Below are 21,325 nucleotides of genomic sequence, written 5' to 3'. Positions count from 1 at the left end.
TCAATGGATTTTTTATGATACCTATTTTTATTAATAATTTTTTTATAAAAACTTATTGACTTTTACTAGCTGGTCTAAAAATCAATACAATTAATATTTTTTTAGGCAACAAGGTCCACATGAATGAATGTGCATACTGTAGATTGTATCTTATTTTAGCATTTCTTCCTTTTGATTCTAATCTATGGATTACTCTACATAAATTAGTAGCATAAGTTTGATATCCTAATTGACGTACTCTCATTACTAAAGCCCATTCATCAGAACCATAAAAAATATTTTCTGGGAAAAAGAATCTATCGAATTTATATACCACATTGGATTTAATTATAGCCCCTGCCAAACAAATAATTTCAACCGGAAAAATACCTTTCTGCTTATTATATTTACTATAATACTGATCATTTCCACTTTGCTTAATAACCGACTGTAACCCAATTGCAACAATCTTTTCACTGCTATCCATAATATTTATAATATTTCTTAACTCATAGCCCTTATCTATAGTTGCATCATCATCTAAAAAACATATATATTGTGGATTATCTTGCTTGCTTATTTCAATTCCAATATTTCTAGCTTTATTTTGTCCTATATGTTCTCTATTTTGCGAAATTATAATAGGTAATCCACATGGATTATTTTTTAATAATTTATCGTATTGTAATTCATTTAAAATATTACCATCAAACACTAAAATAATTCTTGATTTAACATTATCAAATATATTATTTATTTTCATTAAAGTTAATGAATTTGTTATTTCATCTACTCTATTATGTGTTGCTATAATAATAGAAATCATATTATCCTCCGAATTTATATAAATTAATATCCTAACTTACATCCAAAACACTCATAGTTGTTTAACAACTCTACATGATTTAACTATTAAACCAAATAGCATCCGAAACAAAATATAATAAGTCTTTCAAGTAAATTAACAAAACTAGCCTATATTGAATAAATAGTAAAAATTTTTTTCACTATTTAACAATCAATTGCATATAAATTAGGTTTTACAATAAGTTATTCAACTCATAAAAAAATTCTTTAGCTGCATTTTGCCACTTGTATTTCTTGACCATTTCATATCCTCTTAATATGTAACTTTCTCTTAAACTATTATTTTCAACAATTTCAATCATGCTATTTATAACATCTTCCTCAACATATGGATTGACTAATTCTGCTGCATCTCCAACTATTTCTTCCAGACAACTTAATTTTGAACAGACAACTGGAACTCCAAGTTTCATTGCTTCAAGTGGTGGTAGTCCAAATCCTTCATAGGATGATAAAAATATAAAAAACTCAGAATTTAAATATAAATTAGTTAATTCATCATCATCTACTTTTCCAACAGATATAATACTTTGCTTAATTTTTAATTTTTCAACAATGCTTCCAAAATAGGTGTTATAAAAATCATCTATTCCACATATTTTTAATTTATAATGCTTATATTTACCATTTTTAATAAATTCAGAAAAATATCTGATTATCAATTCTGTATTCTTTCTTTTATCAAGAGATCCAATTGCAAATATGTATTTTTCATCAATATTATAACTTTTAGTAAATTCTTCATGTAAATCAATTGAATCACATCCGTTATATATAACTTTTATTTTATCTTGATTTATTTTCAACGTTTTTTCAATATCAACTTTCGAAAATTTACTAATCGTAATTATCTCATCAGCTTTTTGGGCAAACTTAGGTACAATTAATTTTCTATATAATCTTCCAAATATTTTATATAAACTTTTAGAATATGGCACTTCTTTTCTATTTTTCATAAATATAACATCATGTATGTACCCTACTACATATCTAGACGGTTTAATAAATGCACTACCTGTATTAAGCATAAAGACTACACAATCATATTTTTTTTTACAATACAATGGGACAACAACTTGTTCCCACAAGAAATAGTTTTTGCAATGTAATATCTTTACATTATATCCTCTTAGAATCCACTTCTTATTAAATTCATTACCATAATCCCTATCAAATAGTAAGTCTATGTCCAAAGTGTTATTACTATCGTAATTTTTTAAATATAGTAATAAATTATATGTAACTCTTGCCATACCTATTTTTTTATCTAACATTCTACAATCTATTGCTACTTTCATATTTGCCTCCATCACAGTAATATGTAATCAAAATTTGCTAAGGTATACTTCCAAGTGTGATTGCATAATATAAACTGTTGAGCATTTTTAGATATTAACTTATTTAACTTATCATTAAGTAATAAATTAACAACTTCATATGAAAAATCTTCATCATTATTTTCTACAAATATGTCTTTTGAATTCTCAACATTAATTCCCTCTGCCCCAATACTATTCGTAACCACAGGAACCCCCATAGCCATTGTTTCTAATATTTTAGTTTTTATACCAGAACCATATGTTAATGGTGCTATAACTACAGAACACTTTTGTATATATTTTCTAATGTCAACCACTTCACCTGTAACTTGTATATTATTATCATTATTAAAAGCTTTTTTATACTCATCACTACATTTACCAACAATAATAAACTTTGCGTCTGGAACTTTTTCTTTTACGATAGGAAATATTTTCTTCAGAAAATAGTCAACTGCATCCTTATTATGAGAAACATACATATTACCTAAAAAACCAATTAATTTATCCTGTCCTTTATCTACAACTTTACTTGAATAATAATTATAGTCTACACCTATTGTTACACTAATAGCTTTATCTGTCGAATTAGATTCATTATAAGACTTTGCCTCAATAGGCGAAACAAATATTATCTTATCGAAATCATATTTTAAGCTTTTTTCATATTTATTCAATAATTTATATTCTATTTTCAAAACAATATTAATCAGTTTATTCATTTTTAATATTTTAGGTATTCTTCTTGAATACATACCTAAAGCAGAATGGTTTGAGTACTTTAATTGGATTTGTCTATAATATCGCTTTGAAATCAAATCATCCATATCTAATACTTTTTTTGTTTTTTTCAAATTTAAGTTTCTTATATATTCTGCCGTTCTAGCCATATCACATATCAATATATCTGGTTTCAGCTCATTTATTAATTTTAGCAATTTTTTATATGTGCTTTTAGAATAATATAATGAGACCTGAAGTGGCCACTTTTGCAAAATTATACTATTATAAATTAAATTTTTTAACTTTTCTATTTTATTAGGTTGATGTGCCAAATAAAGCTCCTTTATAAAATCTGGTTTACCACTTTCAACTTTATCCCCATCTTCAAGAAAACTAAAAAGATACACATCACAATTATAAATTTCTTTTAATCCCTTACAATAATTATATAAAACCACTTTTCTACCACTATTAGTCGGATATATCAACCTAGTTGTTATAAATAATACCTTTTTTCTTTCCAAATGGATCACAACCCTATTCCTTATTTACTTTCTTTTTAATATCTTTAATTCGCTCAATATCCTCTTTCTTCCCCACAAAAACAATATCATCACTTTCAACCACAAAAACATCAGAAAGTCCGACCACAACTATTGGTTTTTCATTTCCAACAACAATATTATTTTTACCATCAATATTTTTTATGTCACCAACAAAAACATTGTTATCTTCATCTTTATCTCTATATCTTTCAATAGAATACCAGGTTCCAATGTCATCCCATCCAAAGTCGCAGGGTATAACATATATATTTTCCGCCTTTTCCATTATTCCATAGTCTACAGAAATATTTTCAACCTCGGGGTACTTTTCCTCTAAAACTTCTTCAAACCCGCCTTCCCTGCAGGCTGCTATTTCACTTAATACTTCATAAGTTTTAGCCAAATACATTTTTGTAAGTTTAAGCACATTTTTACATTTCCATATAAACATGCCGCCATTCCAAAGAAAGTTTCCCTCTTTTAAATATTCCTTGGCTGTTTCAATATTTGGTTTTTCAACAAACTTTTCTACATTTCTTATTTTATAACCATTTATGTTTTCTTCATTAGCTCCGCATTTTATATATCCATAACCTGTTTCCGGTCTACTTGGCTTCATTCCAAAGGTAACAATTGCTTCCTCATTATTGTCTATAAACTCATCAGCTGCCTTTATTGTTTTTAAAAATTCTTCTTCGTCTACTATTAAATGATCCGATGGAAGTACTACCATTGAAGAATTTTCATAATACTTGTTTATCATAAATGCAGATAACCCTATGCACGGTGCTGTATTTCTACCTACAGGCTCTACAATTATATTTCTATCTGGTAAATTGGGAAGCTGCTCCTTTAACAAATTAACATATCTTTTACCTGTAACCACAAAAATCCTTTCCAATGGTATAAGTTTTGTAAGCCTATCTACCGTCATTTGTATCATAGTTTTATCTCCAATAAGCTTTAAAAACTGCTTTGGTTTTTCATCTGTAGACAGCGGCCAAAATCTCTCACCTCTGCCACCTGCCATAATAAGTGCACAAAGCATAATCTAGCCCTCCAAACCTTAAGTTTATGTTAACTAACTATCAATTCTCAACTTCCCTATCGTGCATGCTCGTCTCCAAATAAAACAAAAAATGTTTTAAATATGAGTTTTAAATCAAGCAAGGTATTTCTCTCTTTTATGTATTTTATATCAAGTTTCATCCATTCTTCAAAGCCTATATCGCTTCTTCCCATAACTTGCCAGTAACAGGTAAGCCCTGGTTTAACTAATAATTTTTGCTTTTGCCAATCATTAAACTTTACCACTTCTCTAGGCAAATTAGGTCTCGGTCCTACAAGAGACATTTCTCCCTTTAACACATTAAAAAGCTGTGGAAGTTCATCTATGCTTGTCTTTCTGATAAATCTTCCTACGCCTGTAATCCTTGGATCTTCCTTCATTTTAAACATAGGTCCAGACATTTCGTTTTTGCTTTTAAGCTTGTACAATAGATCTTCAGCATCAACTACCATTGACCTAAACTTGTACATCTTAAAGACTTGTCCACCTTTTCCAATTCTTTTTTGGCTAAAGATAGCTGACCCTTTAGAATCTAATTTTATTGCAATGATAGTAAATATCATGACAGGACTCATAAAAATAATTCCTAAAGCAGAAAAAATTATATCCATACTCCTTTTAAAAAAATAATATACCCTACTGCGTTCATAATCTTTGGTAAGTGCATATGTATCTCCTTTAGCATATTCTTCCATATTTGTCACTTCTGCACTTTGCATTTATATTCCCCCTTGATATAAATTTGCACATTTTATTCCGTAAGCATAAAAAATCACATCATTAAATACTATTATAACATCATATACATAATTATTAAATAATTTAAAGCAATTTTATTACAATTTTATTACAATTATTATTTAAATTTGATTTAATATTTGACTTTATTTTAAATAATTGTTCATTTTGCACTTATAGAACATTCCTTTAATACCCCCAGTTGTGTTTAAAAAAAAGCAGTTTTCAAAATATATTCAAAAACTGCTTTAAAGATAAACCACCATGAAACTTGAAATTTCAATAGTTGAAGCAGTTTATCTATATAGATAAACAAGCTGAAATATTTAAATTACCAATACCAAATTTATCCTTACAAACTGGAATTTGTCGAGCTGAGTGAAGGGTTTTAATTCGCCCTGCTCATTAAAAAACTAACTTTTTCACTTATGTGAAAAGTGAAGGGTTTGACATAGCTTTGCTTGTCAAAGGTGAAGGTTTTTGCCACGGCAAAAGGTTAAGGAATATTTTTCTCCGTTTCTCTACGAAAAATAAATAATTTAAATACGTTAAAGATTTTCCGTAGGGAAACGGAGGAAAATCAACCTTAGCTTTTTATTGAAGATAAAAAAGTTCACCTTTTACGTGCACAGCACCGTAAAACCCTTCACCTTTCGCATAGCGAAAGCCTTAGTCTTTTAACAAACGAAGTGAGTTAAAACCCTTCACTATAGCGCTCGACAAATTCCAGTTTATCAGGATAAATTTGGAGATTGCAATTTTAAAGTTTCAAGTTGTCTATCTATAATTTATAGAAAAGGAAAAAACCTTCTCTTTTTTTTAACTAATTCCATTTTGATATCAAGTTCTTTATTAGAAATAACAGCTTCGGAATTTTTTTCTATACTTTCATATGCATTTTCATTTAATTTTCTTACTTCTTCTAATGCCTCTTTCATCCTAGGGCTTCTTCTGCCTGTTGTGTGAGCATCTGAACCTATAAAATTGCATATGCCACTTTTAATTAAATTTTCAGAAGTTTTTTTTACGTCTTTTCCAAATATGCCGGTTATACTGCTGCTGGTTATTTGAAACAAACAGCCTTCCTTTATAAATTCATTTATTGAAGAGTTATCTTGTATTATAAAACCATATCTCTCAGGATGAGCAAGTATAGGAGTTAAGCCAAGAAGCTTTATTTCATATATGTTTTCAAGAACATCCTTAGGTTTAGAACCTACAAAAGAAGTTTCTACAAGGATGTATTTGCTGTTATTAATAGTTCCTATAGTTCCATTTTTATATAAATCCACGGTATACTTATCTAAAAAAATTTCTTGTCCTTGGACTATTTTAACTGATATTCCTTCATTTCTTGCCAATTCCTTCAATTCATCCAGATGATTTTTTGCATCTTCAATATTACATTCATATTTATTTCTATAATAATGTGGAGTTGCAATTATAGTTTTTATGCCATCTTTCTCTGCAATCTTAAGCATTTTAATTGAAGTTTCAATATCTTTAGCTCCATCATCAATGCCTGGTATTATGTGACAATGGGTATCTATCATTTTTTCTTCTTCCTCTTCTTTTTGCCTTTACCGTCCTCTTCTGAATAGTAATAATAATAACCATAGCCTTTGCCATAACCAGACTTACTTTTAGTTTTAGTTAATACAACTCCTATTATGTTTGCTTTAACATTTTGAAGAAGTTCCTTTGCTTTCTTTACTGCATCCTTATCTGCCTGCTGCGAAGCCACTACCAATAAAACACCATCTACTTCTGTGGATAAAAGCTGTGCATCTGTTACAGCTATTACTGGAGGTGCATCTAAAAGAATGCAATCATATTCTTCCTTACATCTTTGTATAAAACTTTTCATCTTATTTGAAGATATCATTTCTGCTGGATTTGGAGGTATTGTTCCAGAAGGTATTATATGTAAATTGTCACTATATTTTGTAAGTACCCCTTCAAAATCAATTTCTCCAACAAGATAATTTGATAAACCTGTCATATTTGATATAGAGAATTTTTTATGTACAGATGGTTTTCTAAGATCGCAATCCACTAATACTACTTTTTTACCAGCCTGAGTCATAGCAAAAGCTAAATTTCCAATGGTAGTACTTTTTCCTTCTTCTGGCCCCGAACTTGTTACAAGTATGCTCTTAATTTCCTTATCAAATGATGAAAACTGTATGTTAGTTCTTAAAGTTCTGTATGCTTCTGATACAGGAGATTTAGGTTCGTTTTCTACTATAAATATTGACATTGTTATCCTCCTATTCCTGTAAATCTGGCTGATCTGGTATTATTCCTATAACCGGAAGCTCCAAATATTTATTTATATCATTTTCAGATTTTATAGTATTGTCCATATATTCTAATACAAATGCTAATCCAACAGACACAAAAAGCCCTAGTACAAATGCTATTGCTATGTTTAAAACCTTCTTTGGCTTTATTGGTTTCTTAGGTTTCTCAGCTTTATTCATTACAGATAGCTGTACACCTGATGTTGGGAATATATCCTTAGATTTATCAATAAAAGCATCTGTTACAGCATCTGCTGTTTTATAAGCGTCATTTGCGCTATCGCTAGTTACATCTATTTGAAGAATTTGAGTTCCCTGCTGAGAAGTAACTTTTATAGCTTTTGCAAGTTGCTCTGCATTTACAGCTATATCCAATTCAGAAATAGCCTCATTTAGCACAGGTTTTGATGTAACTATTTCTGTATAAGTCTTCATTAAGTTTTGATACATTGTAACATCACTGTTATCAAGTTTGTCATTTTTAGCTTCACTTTGAGGCCTTCCAACAATAATGCTTGTCTCTGCTTGATATGTAGGTTTAATCACAAAAAAGCTTAGCACTCCTGATAAGATAACTGCTAAAACAGTTATTATAGATATAAGCTTTTTTCTCTTTAAAATAATATAAAAAAAGTCTTTCAAATCTAGTGTCATTTCTTGTTCTTCCAACAAATTTCCCTCCCATAGTGTATTCTAATCCCTTAAATTTATAAAATTACCCACTTAATATAATACACATAATAGTAATCATATTCAAACTTTTTTAACATTTATATACCAAAATGTTTAGTCTTGAAACATACTATATGCTTTAATCAATTCATCCCATGAAAGATTTGAAATCAGCACATCCTTCAAATCTGATTGTTCATTACTTGTAAGACCATAGTAAGCACTCTTAGCTGCTTGTACATTTAATTCTTGACTCGGATTGTTTAAATAATTGTTAATGGCTTTTACCATTTCTACTACTACATTTCTCTCGTTTACATTAGTTATATTTATTCCTGCATCTGCAAGATCAATACTAAATTGCTTTAGAAAAGCTGTATCCATTGTAGTTCTTGAAGCTGCTGTTGAAAAATTCATTTTTACATCTTGAGCTAAACTTTTAGCATTTGTTGAAGTTACAGACTTGTTTATTGTAATACTATAAGTTTTTCCGGTCCCATATCCTGTACCCGGCGCTAATATTTCTATGGTTTTTTTGTCCATACCCAATTCAATTTTAACATTTACCGGACTATTGGTAGCAGCATCTAAAACTTTAATATTATTTTGTATACTACTTTCATTAACTTCATTGCTAAAGGTTATTGTCCATTTTTTTGTTAAAGCTACATTTGTCTTAGCTGTAAATGTTTTAGTAGTTTCTTCAGCAATTTGATTATCGTATACAGCCGCTGCTTTAGTATTATATGTATAAAAGTAATTAACAAATAAAAAAGCACCAATTATAGCTATTGTTGCCGCAGCATTTTTAATTTTCAAATCTACCACCTTCTTTCGTAATTATCAAAATGTTAATTTTATTATGTATAAATTATATCATACAAGAGTTAACTTTAAAATAATTATTACTTGTTATTTAATTCCATACCTTTAAATTAAATTATATTTATAAAAAATTAGAGAAGAACTTTCATTCTTCTCTAACTATTAATTTTAGCTTGTCTTATTTAACAGCTAAATTATACTGTATACCATTGACATCCAAAGTTGCAGTTAAATTGTTAGCTTTGAAGTCTCCAAGAGTAACAGTTGCATAATCATCTATTGTTGCATTAGCTCCTTTGACTGCTTTAGCTATTGCAAGCTTAAATGCATTTACATCTGAAGCACTTGTTAAATCATATGTTGTTCCGTTAAATGTTACTTTTACTGATACTGATAAATCATTTGTATCAACACTTAAAGTGCTTAATATATGACTTTTATTTAATACAGCACTTACTAATACTTTTTCTGCACTTGGAGATAAAGTTACAGTTAATGCGCTTCCTGTAGTATCATGTATAGAACTTGAAGTTTGTGATGGTGTTGTTGGCGCTACAACTGTATAACTTGCTGCCTTCTTTAAAGCTACCAAATCCACTGAATTTAAATTACCGTAGAAAGTACCACTTTCTGCATCATATTTAAGTGATTGATTTCCAAAAGAAACAGTACATTTTGATGGATCATCTGTTCCAGTTAATTTTAACTGTACAAAAGTCTGTCCTAGAATCATACCTGCTTTAGTAGTTATTGAAGTTTCATCTACTTTTGGCTGCTGTTGTACTGGAGCTGCTGGTGTAACTGTAATAGTATCTATTCTCCATCCATCTCTTGCAGCATTTTTACCAGCATTAGTTGGCTCGGACCAAGCTATTACTTGATAAGTTCCAGCTTCTGTTGGTGTCCAGTCTACTGTTGAAGCAAATGTACTATTTAATACTGCTTGAGATGAAGCAGCTGTTCCAAATTTTCTAACTACTAATTTGTACTTAGCTCCAGATTTTTGTGAAGCAAATCCTTTAAATGTAACTTTTTGACCTGCTACAAATGAACTTTTATCAAATAAGAAATCATCAAGCATTTCATTGTATTTTTGCTTGTAATCAGTACTCATAGCATTAAAATATCCAGATTTAACTATATCATATTTTTGTTCTGTACCACTTTTTGAGTCTGTATCTACTCCATTTGCATCTATGAAGTGACCATAAGTTTTTACACCAGCAGTTCCTGCTACTTTAGCATATACTGCTGTATAATATTTTCCTTTGTCAAAAGTGAAGCCACTTACTAATTTAATTGCATATGGTGAATTTTGGCCATCTACAGCTTCTGTATACCCAGCCTTACCATTTGCATCTGCAGATACAACCTGCCATTTTGCACTTGGATCTGATGCCTTCTTAACCCATAATTCATACTGCACTTTCCCACTGTAGTTTGTGTCTACCACATAAGTATCCGCTTCATTTTCAACTAACAATGATCTTTGTGCATAAAAATAATTAAATCCTGTAAGTGCACTAGTTGCGGCTTTTACTGGTTTAACAGCCACTAATGAAGATGAAACTAAAGCTGCTGTTAAAACTAAACCTAATGTCTTCTTGAAATTCATTTACAAATCCCTCCTAATTATTAGTAAAATATCTAATTTAAATATAAATAAAAAGTTAATATCTACTACGGACTGAGCAGCAAATATTATCTTAGTATAAACCACTTTAACACTTCAATAATTATATATCTTTTTATGTAAAATATCAACATAAGTTTGGATATGCGCTAAAAATATTCAAATTTATCCATTATATTCTTTGATTCATATTTTTTTAAGTTTTTCCATATAATTATATAACATTAAATCTTTTTCATCAATTGTTTATTTATATATTTTACACATATTTTACATATATTTTTCATAATTAATTATACACTTATGTTATAACTGCAATAATATTATCGTACATGTTATACCTTGCTTTATAAGGTTCACATTATTTTTTTGTAGTAATTTGTATACATAAAGGAAAACTTTAATTTAATATCAATAATATGTATAAATTTTATGCATATTATTACACTAAAAAAAATAAATCTACAATATATAATGTAGATTTATTTTTATAAATTAGTATTGTTTAGCTTTTTCTTCTCCTCTTAAAACTCTAAGTCCGCCTTCAGCAAGAGCTAAAAGTTCATCTTCACCACCGTATTGTACTACAGGAGCTATAAATTTAACTCTATCTGTTATTGCTTTGCATACATGTTCATTGTAAGCAATTCCACCAGTTAGAAGAATTGCATCTACTTGTCCACTCAAAACTGCTGCACATTTTCCTATTTCTTTTGCAACCTGGTATGTAAATGCTTCATATATAAGTTTGCAATCCTTGTCGCCTTCAAGTGCTTTATCTACTACAGATTTAAAGTCAAGAGTGTTTAAATATCCAACAACTCCGCCTTTACCATTTATCTTTTTCATCATTTCTTCATAAGTGTACTTTCCGCTGAAGCACATTCTTACAAGATCTCCTATTGGAACTCCACCGCTTCTTTCTGGTGAGAAAGGGCCTTCTCCATCAAGACCATTGTTTACATCAACAACTACTCCCTTTTGATGTGTTCCAACTGTTGTTCCACCGCCCATGTGAGCTACTATAAGATTTAAGTCCTCATACTTTTTACCATTTTCTTTTGCATATCTTCTTGCCACAGCTTTTTGATTTAATGCATGGAAAATGCTTTTTCTTGGAATGTCTGGCATACCAGATACTCTTGCAACATCACCTAATTCATCAACAACTATAGGATCTACTATATATGCCGGAATTTCTAAGCTTTTTCCTATTTCTTTTGCTATTATTCCTGCAAGATTTGCTGCATGCTGTCCTTGAACTCCTATTTTAAGGTCATTTATCATAGCATCATTAACTTCATAAGTTCCGCTTACTAAAGGCTTTAACATTCCGCCTCTTCCAACTATTCCATTTAAAGTTTTTATATCTATATTAGCTTCTTTTAAAGCATCAAGTATAACATCTTTTCTAAATTCAAATTGATCAAAAATTGTCTTATATTTACCTATTTCTTCTGCTGAATGTCTTAAAGTTTTTTCAAATATTTCTTTTTCGTCGTCATATACACCTATTTTTGTTGATGTTGATCCAGGATTGATAATTAATAATCTATACATTATTTTCCCTCCAAAGCCTAACTAATTATTTATGGCTAGCAACAAGTGCTGCAAGTGCTATTGAATACATTTTTGTTTCATGGCTATCTGCTCTTGAAGTAAGCACAACTGGTGCTGCTGTTCCAACAAGAAGACATCCATTTTTAGAATGAGTTGTGTAAGTTAAAGTTTTGTACATAACATTTCCAGTTTCTATATTAGGCATTAAAAGTATATCTGCTTTTCCTGCTACAGGTCCGCTTACTTTTTTATGATGTGCTGCTTCTTCTGATAATGCTATATCAAGGGCTAAAGGTCCATCAACTACGCATCCTTTTATTTGTCCTCTGTCGCTCATTTTTGCAAGCATTGCTGCATCAAGTGTTGCTGGCATGTTTGGGTTTACAACTTCAACTGCACAAACTGGTGCAACCTTTGGTTCTTCTATTCCAACTGCGTGAGCTACTTTAACCGCATTATTTATTATTTGAACTTTATCCTTTAATTCAGGGTACATATTGAAAGCAACATCTGTTAAGAATAATAATCTGTCAAATGCTTCTGTTTCAAATATTGCTACATGTGACATTAATTTTCCTGTTCTAAGTCCAACTTCTTTGTTAAGTACTGATCTTAAGAATGTAGCTGTATCAACAAGTCCTTTCATAACCATATCTGCTTTTCCTTGTGATACTAATTCTACTGCTTTAAGAGCTGCTTTTTTTACATCCGGTTCATTTACTATTTCAAATTGATTTATGTCCATTCCTATTTTTAAAGCTATTGATACTATTTCATCGTGATCTCCTACAAGTATTGCATTTGCAATTCCCTTGTCTTTTGCATCTTTTATTGCTTGAAGTACTGCCTCATCCTGTGCTACTGCTACAGAAACTTTTTTCATTTCGTTTTTCTTAACTTTTTCAATAATTTCATTAAAACTCTTAATCATTATTAAGTTCTCCCCTTCTTTTAGTTCACAGTGCACTTCGCACTGTAAACTGTGCACTGATTTATTATATCTTTATTTTAACAAACTTTTATCCAAAAACTTGTTTTTTCAGAAAATTCAGTCCAATTTATATTTTTGCATAACACTTTCTGCAGCTTTAATACCATCAACAGCTGCGGATATTATTCCGCCTGCAAAACCCGCTCCTTCTCCCGCTGGATAAAGCCCTTTAAGAGAAACACTCTCAAGCTCCTTGTTTCTGCATATTTTAACTGGTGCAGATGTTCTTGTCTCTATCCCTGTCATAATAGCATTATCATCCATAAATCCTGTTATTTTTTTATCAAAATTCTCTATTCCTTCTTTAAGAGAATCTATTACGTAATTTGGCAAACATTCTTTAAGATTAGAAAGATTATAGCCTGGTTTATAGGTTGGAGTAACTGATCCCAATTTAGTACTTTTTCTATCCTTCATAAAATCTCCTACAAGTTGGATTGGAGCACAATAATTGCTGCCCCCTGCTATATACGCAAGATGCTCATAATACCTTTGAAATTCCATACCCCAAAGTGGATAGTTATCTCTACCAAACCTATCTAAATCCGGAATATACTTTTTATACAAATCAATTTCTTTTTTAAAATCTTCATTATTAACTGATACCACAAGGGCAGAATTGGCATTTTCTTTGTCTCTTTTAAAATAGCTCATGCCATTTGTAACAAGCCTTTCATTTTCTGACGCTGCCGCCACAACCTCTCCTCCCGGACACATGCAGAAGCTGTAAACTCCACGTTTTGTTTCTTTTGTTGTGTATGTAAGCCTATAATCCGCAGCTTTAAGCCTTGGATGATTTTTATATTTTCCATATTGATTTTCATTTATAAGTTCCTGCTTATGCTCTATTCTAACTCCTATAGCAAAAGGCTTGGTTTCCATAAATATTTGATTTCTATATAGCATTTCATATGTATCTCTAGAACTATGACCTATAGCCATTATTAAACATTCACATGGAATTTCTTCTCCATTTACAACCACCGCCTGAAGCTTATCATCCTTTATTATTAAGTCTTCCAGTTTGCTTTTAAATAAAATTTCCCCTCCAAGTTCTATAACTTTTTTTCTTATATTCTTAACAACCTTTTTTAATATATCTGTTCCTATATGTGGTTTTCCAACATAAGCTATTTCCTCTGGCGCTCCACTTTTTACAAACTCATCTATAACAATACTGCATCTATAGTCTTTTATTCTTGTTGTAAGCTTCCCATCTGAAAAAGTTCCTGCTCCCCCTTCTCCAAACTGAACATTGGATTCTGTATTTAGCTTTCCACCTTCCCAAAAAGTATTAATAGTTTTAGTTCTATCCTCAACTTTTTCTCCTCTTTCTATTACTAGAGGAGAATATCCATTTTTAGCTAAGGTCAAAGCTGCAAACATTCCAGCTGGTCCCATTCCAACAATAACAGGTCTGTGTTTTAATTTTTCATTTCCAAATTTAAAAACCTCGTCTACAGTTTCTTTTTCCTTAATTACATCTCTATCATGTATCTTCTTAAGCAGCTTATCTTCATTTTCACAATTAACCTCAACCATATAGTTAAATTTTATTGTGTCTTTACGCCTTGCATCTATAGACTCCCTAAGTATTTTTAAACTTTTAATGTCTTTCTCGGAAATCCTAAGTTTCTTTGCCGCCTTTTTATTTATTGTTTCAATGTCTTCATCTATATCTATGTTTATATTGCTTATTCTTAAACTCAAGCTTTATGCTCCTCTCTATATTCAAATCACCCTACAAATTTTAAATTGAATAAAATATTTGGATAACAATTAAATCAGAGTACAGATGACAGAGTACAGAGTACAGTTATGGGTGATTTTCTGCTATCACAGAAAATCTTAAAACTTAATGCTGACACGAAATTTTTAAAACTACTTTGCTTAGCTCTGCTAAGCTTCATTGCTTTTTATAATTAAAGATTTTCCGCAGCGAAGCGGAGGAAAATCATCCTTCACTGTACTCTGTACTCCGTACTCTATTTTTTACTTATCGTAACGCTTACTTTCTCCGGTATCTGTGATATTTTATTTACTCCGCTTGGCATTGTCACATTTACAGGTAAAGTATAGGTACCTTCTTTTAAATTATTTAAATCTACATTTGCTTTCAATGCATCGCTGGTAATATTCGTACCTCCAGAAACAACAACCGCTATGCTGGAAGGTTTTATTTCTGCTTTTAGGCTTTCATCCAGGTTTATTGCATTTACATTTACAGTTAAATTCACATTGCTATTTGCTCCACTATTTGTTGTTTTCTGGGTTGTTATTTTTACTGTTACAGTGCTGCTTCCAACAACTCTCATATTTTTAGGAACATTTAATTTAACCTTTAGTTCAGTATCACCTGTTATGCTGCTCAAATCTACAGGTTCTGTATCTATCGTACTTACATCTCCTAGTGCACTTTCATTTCCTATTATATCTACATAGTCTTGTTCAGAATATATAGATTTTATACTTAAATTTAAAGGAAGCTGACCTGAGGTTTTTACATTTATACTTACACTTTTAGCTTTTCTTATTGGTACGCTCACATTTATAGTACCCGGCTGCACCTTAACATCGCTTATAAGATTTCCCTTTGAATCAACAGGTTGAGGTGTAACTTTAAGTTGTGCATCACTGCTTAAGTTACTTACATTAACATTGACCTCTACATGATCTACCAATCGTACATTTTTTGACGGACCACTCACAGTAACATTTCTGGGATTAACTGTAGCCTCTGATGAGTAACGTCCTATTTGAGGCTTCCCCTGTATATTTGTAGTTACCGGAACGGTTTTTTGTGCATACTCATCTAAATTAACATCAACCCATAAGCTATCCGTTTGAACTACATTTATGTTATTAGGATATTTTTCAATTTTTACAGGTATCCTATTATCACCTTTTTTTAGTGCATAAGAACTTAAATCTGCAACTAGTTTAAAGTCGCTGGCTCTAACTGAAAATACATCTACAGCATTGCCTTTAATTGTTAAATTTATTTTAAAGTCTTGATTTGGTGAAAGAACGAAATTATTTTGTTTAAGTAAGTCCTGATTTGAAACTTGTACAGTAACATTCTTAACCTTATATGTTTTTATAGGATTTTCATAATTATTTATATAAAGCCATAGACAAAAAGAAGCTATTAAACAGACTATTCTTACAACTATTTGTTTTTTCCTGTTTGTCTCCATCTTTTCACCTTCTCTTTCAATGCCGTTTTCTTACTATACCTAATCCTTATTATCCTCATTAATATGGCTTTTAATTTTTCCTTGCTATAATCTCTAGTTAATTTACCATTTATAGCAAGTGATATATTTCCAGTTTCTTCAGATACTATTATTACAAGTCCATCAGAGTTTTCTGATATTCCAATTCCTGCTCTATGCCTTGTTCCAAGCTTTTTATTTAAATCATTATTTGAAGTAAGTGGCAAAAAACATCCTGCTGCTGCTATTCTTCCATTTCTTATTATGGTTGCTCCGTCATGCAGTGGTGTATTTACAACAAAAATATTTTCTAAAAGTGCCGATGAAACTAATGCATCTATTTTTGTTCCCGTACTTATTATATCTTCTAATCCTGTCTTCTGCTCTATTATAATAAGTGCTCCAGTCTTTTGCTCCGCTAAGTTTCCAACACTATTTACAATTTCATCTATTAGTTTTTCATATTCCTTTTCATTTTCAAGTATATGAGATTCATTAAAAGCAGTTCTTCCCAGCTGCTCAAGTGCCCTTCTTATCTCAGGTTGAAATATAATTATTATAGAAAGAACACCTATTGTTATAGTTCTTTGTAATATCCAGTTTAACATTGTGAGATGCAATAAATCACTTATTGGAATTAAAAGTATAATTAAAAGTATTCCTTTTAAAAGCTGTACTGCCCTTGTTTCTTTTATAAGCATATAACCTTTATAAAAAATATATGATACCACGATAATATCCATTACGGACCAAATAGTTATTCCCCTAACTGCACTGTTTACAATATCTATAAATTCCATATTCTCACCTCCTAGTATAAAGTACATTTGTAAAAATCTTATTAAATACAGTTTAAACAATTCAGTTATTATTCCTTAAATATAATTATACACTACCAAAAGTTATTATAGTATATATATATTATTATTTAAAAACCTTTTACAATTTCGAATTACCTTCTTAATTTTCTTCAAAGTGTAATTTGCAAGTTTATTATTCATATAATCTTATATATATATTTTTTTGAGGAGGTAATTATTGTGAATATTAAATCCGCTAAAATAAAAATACTGCTGTACATACTTTCCTTACTTGCAATAGTATTTTTAACAATTTTTATAGTTTATAGTCTGTTTAATTTAAATAAATACACTTCCAGTGAAAAAGCTATAGTAACAATAACCGATGAAATAAAAAAAGCAAATGAAAAATCAGCTAGTTTAAATTCAAAGGAACTTGATTCAAAACAAACTGGAAAAGATATAAAAAAAATATCAACTGCATTAACAAAAGAAGCTTCAAAGCTGTCAAAGTTAAGCATAAATGATAAGTATAAAACTTTAATCTTTAATTTAAAAAATGGCATTAAGAATAACATTCTATTATACAAACAGCTTGAAGCCTGCGCAAATAATCCAGATGCTCCAGATATTGATGCTTCAATGAACTCACTTAATACATACAAGAATTTATCAACAAAATACTATTCAAAAATTACAATAAACAATGAAAAATTTTCTCTTCCGGATAACACTTTAAAATTTATAGACTCTTTTCAAACTTACTTTACAATAAGAAAGAGAAATAAAACTGATAAAAACTTTAGCCTTTCCATGAGCAGTGATTTTGATAACACTATGGATGCTATATGCACTCAATTTAATCTTATAAGAACCGATTTTTCAGATTATGCAACTAAAACTCGTAAAAAAATCATAAGCTATGATTATGCATTTGACAAAATAAACAAAAATGATGCTGAATTTATAAATCTAGAAAACAATTTTCAAAATTTATCAGTTCCTTCAAATAGGATTGATATTTACAAAGACTTCAATTTAGTTTTAAATGATTATGTTTCTTATATTAACAACTTTATTTCTGCACTAAATTACGAGTCAAATTTAAAAGACGCCAGTGTTTCTTCCTCCGATATAAATGACATTTACAAGGAAGCTAAGGATGCTTTTAAGAAGACCACTAAGGATTATAACACTTTTGAAAAAAAATACATTTCAGAAAAAAATAAATAAATTTTCTTTATTTTATTTTACTTATGAATTATTTTTTTATTTTTGTGCATAATATCAATAGCCTAAGTTTAACAAAAACGGGGAAACCATGTTTTGGGGTGAATCACATTTATGTGTAGGTTATGCCTTTACCGAACCCGTCAGCTAACCTCGTAAATAAAAGGAGGAAATTTAATGAGAAAAACTTTTTGGGCTATTGTATTATTTGTTTTTATGGGAAGTTTTTTATTCCCAAATTATGCAAAAGCGTTTTCGCCAGTTAAGGAGGGTTCAAAAGAGTATAAACTTTTACATTTTCAAAACAATACTAATGCAAAAAATTTATATGAAGAGAAGGTCGATGCGGTACAGGTTTTTAATTTTAATGGTCAATCTATTTACATTACAAACAAAGATGTAGATTTAATGGCTAAGGTTGTATATGCTGAAAGCTGCTCTGAACCTTATGAGGGTAAAGTTGCAGTTGCATCTGTAATTTTAAACAGACTTCAAAATCCTCAATTTCCAAAATCAGTTACAGATGTCGTTAAACAAAAGTATGCTTTTTCATGTGTTAGGGATGGAGATATACCAGTGACACCAAATAAAGAATGTTACTCTGCTGTATTTGATGCCTTATCTGGAAAAGATCCTACTCCAAAAGCAATTTACTTTTATAATCCACAGTTATCAACATCCTCATGGATGAATAATATAAAAAAGAACAATATAAAAATTATAGGCAAACACGTATTCTTTGTAGTACCTTAAAAATACAGTAGAGAGTAGAGTTCAGAAGTTCATTCTTAACTTTACTCTCTAATCTTTACTCTCTACTCTGATTTAAATAGTCTACTGCATTAAGTGAAGCAACTTGACCTTCACCAACTGCTTTCATATATTGATAAGGCTTTCCAGTGCAGTCTCCTGCTGCATAGCATCCTTTGATATTTGTCTCCATTTTTCTATTAACCTTAATATGTTTATTTTCCATTTGAAGTCCAGGAACAAGCTGTTCTGGAGGTGCACTATCTTTTAGTACAAAAACTCCGTCCGTAACTATCTCTTCAGCTTTTAAAACTAACTTTTCTACTTTATTTTGTCCTGTAATTTCAACTGGAGAATCTTTTACTATATCTATATTTGAGTTAAGCCCATACTCATCCTTATACATAGGAACATAGTATACTTTGGCTGCAATTTCACTTACATAATTTGCTTCACTCTCAGCTTCTTTATTATAACCTATTATTGTAACAATTTTGTCTTTGTAAAGTGGTGCATCACAAGTTGCACAATATCCTACACCTCTTCCAAGAAGTATATCTTCTCCCTTTACCGGTTTTGTGTGCTCCATTCCAAGAGCAAGTATCACAGTTTTAGCCTCATAATTTTCCTTGCTTGTCATAATTGAAAAATACTCACCCATAGCATATATGGTATTTACTTTTTCTACATTTATAGATATACCCATCTTATCTATATGTTCCTTAAATTTATCTTTAAGTTCCACACCTGATAAGCCATAAAAACCTAAATAGTTATTAACTTTGGGTGCTAAAACTAAACTCTTGCTTAAATTTTCATTTCCAAAGATTATTACTTTTTTATTTCTAATTTTAGCATTAATGGCAGCTTCTAATCCTGCAGGTCCGCTTCCAATAACAGCTATATCGTATCTATCCATCTTAACATCCTAAAATTTATATGTGTTTTTCTATTTCACTTATTATTGATTGCTTTGGTCTAAAGCCAACAAGTGTATCTACAGGACTTCCGTTTTTGAAAATCATAACTGTTGGTATGCTTGCAATTCCAAATTTGCTTGCTGTATTAGGATTTTCATCTACGTTTACTTTTACAAATTTAGCTTTTTCACTTAGTTCATTAGATGTTTCATCTATTACTGGTCCAAGCATTTTGCAAGGTCCGCACCATGGGGCCCAGAAATCAACAACTACTAACTTTTCTGGATCAGTTACTTCACTTTCAAAATTTAAATCTCCTATTTCTTTTACCATAATTTATTCCTCCTTGTATACCCCCATAGGGTATGTTTCTAATTATAATTTTACCACTTAATAACATAAAGTCAATGTTTTTTTCTGTATACGTTTAATCTACGTTTTTATTATACGATACAAAATTAAAGTTATACATGCATTTATAGAAATTTTTTTGCAAAACTTTGGCAATTTAGAATAAATAATAGAGATTTTAGATTAGAGAATTCAGTGAAGTGTGATTTTCTGTTAATACAGAAAATCTTAGAAATTAAATTTCCACAATTTAAATTGCTTTTTCATCAAATATTAAGCTATTAATAACCGTTTCAACATGAATCCAGTCATAAACCCTTATAATATTATGATGTGCTATTGCTTTGTTATAGGTTGTATCCATTAATAATACTTTAAAACCTGCATTTGAAAGTTCCACAGCATTATAAGGATTATCTTCAATAAAAATATCACATTTAAGTTCCTCTGCTTCTTTAACCTTGTGATGAGTTCCTAATACAAATAACTTATCAAATTTAATATTTTTCTTATTTAAATATGAAAAAGTCAACATTTCAAGAGATTTATCTCTAGCCGTTACAAAGAAAATATTATTGCTTAAATACAACTTATTTATTATATCCTTTGCTTTAAATCTTAATATATCCTTACTGTGATATTTAAACTTGTACTTCTCATAAAACTCTTCGTATTCACTTTGTGAAATTCCCATAACCCTTGAATATTCATATTTTGTAAAGTCTTCATGTCTAACAACTTTATTAAAATATTCTGCTGTTTTATCAAGCCAGTAGTATGGATTGGTCAAAGTTCCATCAATATCAATACAAACATTTAAATTTTTCATACACAA

General features: G+C 30.0%; 20 protein-coding genes and 1 riboswitch. Of the genes, 2 read left to right on the top strand and 18 right to left on the bottom strand.

What is annotated here, in order from left to right:
* Nucleotides 1-52 precede the first annotated feature (52 nt).
* The 15 genes from LQK79_RS12590 to cdaA form a co-directional block, all read right to left on the bottom strand.
* Nucleotides 53-805, bottom strand: a complete 753-nt coding sequence (locus tag LQK79_RS12590; protein ID WP_231016763.1) for a glycosyltransferase family 2 protein — start codon at nucleotides 803-805, stop codon at nucleotides 53-55.
* A 214-nt stretch (nucleotides 806-1,019) separates the two neighbouring features.
* Nucleotides 1,020-2,144: a glycosyltransferase family 4 protein gene (locus tag LQK79_RS12585; protein ID WP_231016762.1), complete on the bottom strand. Its 1,125-nt coding sequence runs from the start codon at nucleotides 2,142-2,144 to the stop codon at nucleotides 1,020-1,022.
* Nucleotides 2,145-2,155: 11 nt separating this feature from the next.
* The gene (locus LQK79_RS12580) at nucleotides 2,156-3,412 is read right to left on the bottom strand and encodes a glycosyltransferase (protein WP_231016761.1); all 1,257 of its coding nucleotides are present in this window, start codon (nucleotides 3,410-3,412) and stop codon (nucleotides 2,156-2,158) included.
* A 13-nt stretch (nucleotides 3,413-3,425) separates the two neighbouring features.
* A complete protein-coding gene (locus LQK79_RS12575; RefSeq protein WP_231016760.1) occupies nucleotides 3,426-4,481 on the bottom strand; it encodes a mannose-1-phosphate guanylyltransferase in 1,056 nt (351 codons plus the stop codon).
* Nucleotides 4,482-4,537: 56 nt separating this feature from the next.
* The gene (locus LQK79_RS12570) at nucleotides 4,538-5,221 is read right to left on the bottom strand and encodes a sugar transferase (protein WP_407928533.1); all 684 of its coding nucleotides are present in this window, start codon (nucleotides 5,219-5,221) and stop codon (nucleotides 4,538-4,540) included.
* Between the two features lie 807 nt (nucleotides 5,222-6,028).
* Nucleotides 6,029-6,793: a tyrosine-protein phosphatase gene (locus tag LQK79_RS12565; protein WP_053242606.1), complete on the bottom strand. Its 765-nt coding sequence runs from the start codon at nucleotides 6,791-6,793 to the stop codon at nucleotides 6,029-6,031.
* A complete protein-coding gene (locus tag LQK79_RS12560) occupies nucleotides 6,790-7,494 on the bottom strand; it encodes a CpsD/CapB family tyrosine-protein kinase (protein WP_231016766.1) in 705 nt (234 codons plus the stop codon). Before LQK79_RS12560 ends, LQK79_RS12565 begins: the two co-directional genes overlap by 4 nt.
* A gap of 16 nt (nucleotides 7,495-7,510) precedes the next feature.
* Nucleotides 7,511-8,212, bottom strand: coding sequence for a YveK family protein (locus tag LQK79_RS12555; protein WP_053242607.1), 702 nt, complete (start codon nucleotides 8,210-8,212; stop codon nucleotides 7,511-7,513).
* Between the two features lie 117 nt (nucleotides 8,213-8,329).
* Nucleotides 8,330-9,034: an Ig-like domain-containing protein gene (locus LQK79_RS12550; RefSeq protein ID WP_053242608.1), complete on the bottom strand. Its 705-nt coding sequence runs from the start codon at nucleotides 9,032-9,034 to the stop codon at nucleotides 8,330-8,332.
* Between the two features lie 184 nt (nucleotides 9,035-9,218).
* The gene (locus LQK79_RS12545) at nucleotides 9,219-10,655 is read right to left on the bottom strand and encodes a DUF1905 domain-containing protein (protein ID WP_053242609.1); all 1,437 of its coding nucleotides are present in this window, start codon (nucleotides 10,653-10,655) and stop codon (nucleotides 9,219-9,221) included.
* A gap of 513 nt (nucleotides 10,656-11,168) precedes the next feature.
* Nucleotides 11,169-12,233, bottom strand: coding sequence for a butyrate kinase (gene buk, locus LQK79_RS12540; RefSeq protein ID WP_053242610.1), 1,065 nt, complete (start codon nucleotides 12,231-12,233; stop codon nucleotides 11,169-11,171).
* 25 nt (nucleotides 12,234-12,258) lie between these two features.
* Nucleotides 12,259-13,164 (bottom strand): phosphate butyryltransferase, encoded by a 906-nt coding sequence (gene ptb / locus LQK79_RS12535; protein ID WP_053242611.1) that lies wholly within the window; start codon nucleotides 13,162-13,164, stop codon nucleotides 12,259-12,261.
* A 117-nt stretch (nucleotides 13,165-13,281) separates the two neighbouring features.
* Nucleotides 13,282-14,934, bottom strand: coding sequence for an NAD(P)/FAD-dependent oxidoreductase (locus LQK79_RS12530; protein ID WP_231016759.1), 1,653 nt, complete (start codon nucleotides 14,932-14,934; stop codon nucleotides 13,282-13,284).
* A gap of 275 nt (nucleotides 14,935-15,209) precedes the next feature.
* Nucleotides 15,210-16,421 (bottom strand): CdaR family protein, encoded by a 1,212-nt coding sequence (locus tag LQK79_RS12525; protein WP_231016758.1) that lies wholly within the window; start codon nucleotides 16,419-16,421, stop codon nucleotides 15,210-15,212.
* A complete protein-coding gene (cdaA, locus tag LQK79_RS12520; protein WP_053242613.1) occupies nucleotides 16,394-17,239 on the bottom strand; it encodes a diadenylate cyclase CdaA in 846 nt (281 codons plus the stop codon). Before cdaA ends, LQK79_RS12525 begins: the two co-directional genes overlap by 28 nt.
* Before the next feature lie 240 nt (nucleotides 17,240-17,479).
* Here cdaA and LQK79_RS12515 point away from each other — a divergent pair, with 240 nt between their 5' ends.
* Both LQK79_RS12515 and LQK79_RS12510 read left to right on the top strand, forming a co-directional pair.
* The gene (locus tag LQK79_RS12515; protein ID WP_231016757.1) at nucleotides 17,480-18,472 is read left to right on the top strand and encodes a hypothetical protein; all 993 of its coding nucleotides are present in this window, start codon (nucleotides 17,480-17,482) and stop codon (nucleotides 18,470-18,472) included.
* Nucleotides 18,473-18,522: 50 nt separating this feature from the next.
* Nucleotides 18,523-18,643: riboswitch (cyclic di-AMP (ydaO/yuaA leader) on the top strand.
* Between the two features lie 3 nt (nucleotides 18,644-18,646).
* Nucleotides 18,647-19,222, top strand: a complete 576-nt coding sequence (locus LQK79_RS12510; RefSeq protein ID WP_053242615.1) for a cell wall hydrolase — start codon at nucleotides 18,647-18,649, stop codon at nucleotides 19,220-19,222.
* A 55-nt stretch (nucleotides 19,223-19,277) separates the two neighbouring features.
* On the opposite strand, the gene LQK79_RS12505 is transcribed toward LQK79_RS12510, so the two are convergent.
* The 3 genes from LQK79_RS12505 to LQK79_RS12495 all read right to left on the bottom strand — a co-directional run bounded on the left by LQK79_RS12505 (nucleotide 19,278) and on the right by LQK79_RS12495 (nucleotide 21,319).
* A complete protein-coding gene (locus tag LQK79_RS12505) occupies nucleotides 19,278-20,138 on the bottom strand; it encodes an NAD(P)/FAD-dependent oxidoreductase (protein ID WP_053242616.1) in 861 nt (286 codons plus the stop codon).
* 16 nt (nucleotides 20,139-20,154) lie between these two features.
* Entirely contained in the window at nucleotides 20,155-20,472 is a 318-nt protein-coding gene (gene trxA, locus LQK79_RS12500) for a thioredoxin (protein ID WP_053242617.1), read from the bottom strand.
* A gap of 268 nt (nucleotides 20,473-20,740) precedes the next feature.
* Nucleotides 20,741-21,319: a 5' nucleotidase, NT5C type gene (locus LQK79_RS12495; RefSeq protein WP_053242618.1), complete on the bottom strand. Its 579-nt coding sequence runs from the start codon at nucleotides 21,317-21,319 to the stop codon at nucleotides 20,741-20,743.
* Nucleotides 21,320-21,325: the final 6 nt, after the last annotated feature.

This window comes from Clostridium guangxiense (assembly GCF_021043395.1).
GTDB lineage: Bacteria > Bacillota > Clostridia > Clostridiales > Clostridiaceae > Clostridium_S > Clostridium_S guangxiense.
Note: the sequence above shows the minus strand (reverse complement) of the source record. Positions and strands in the feature narration are given on the sequence as shown.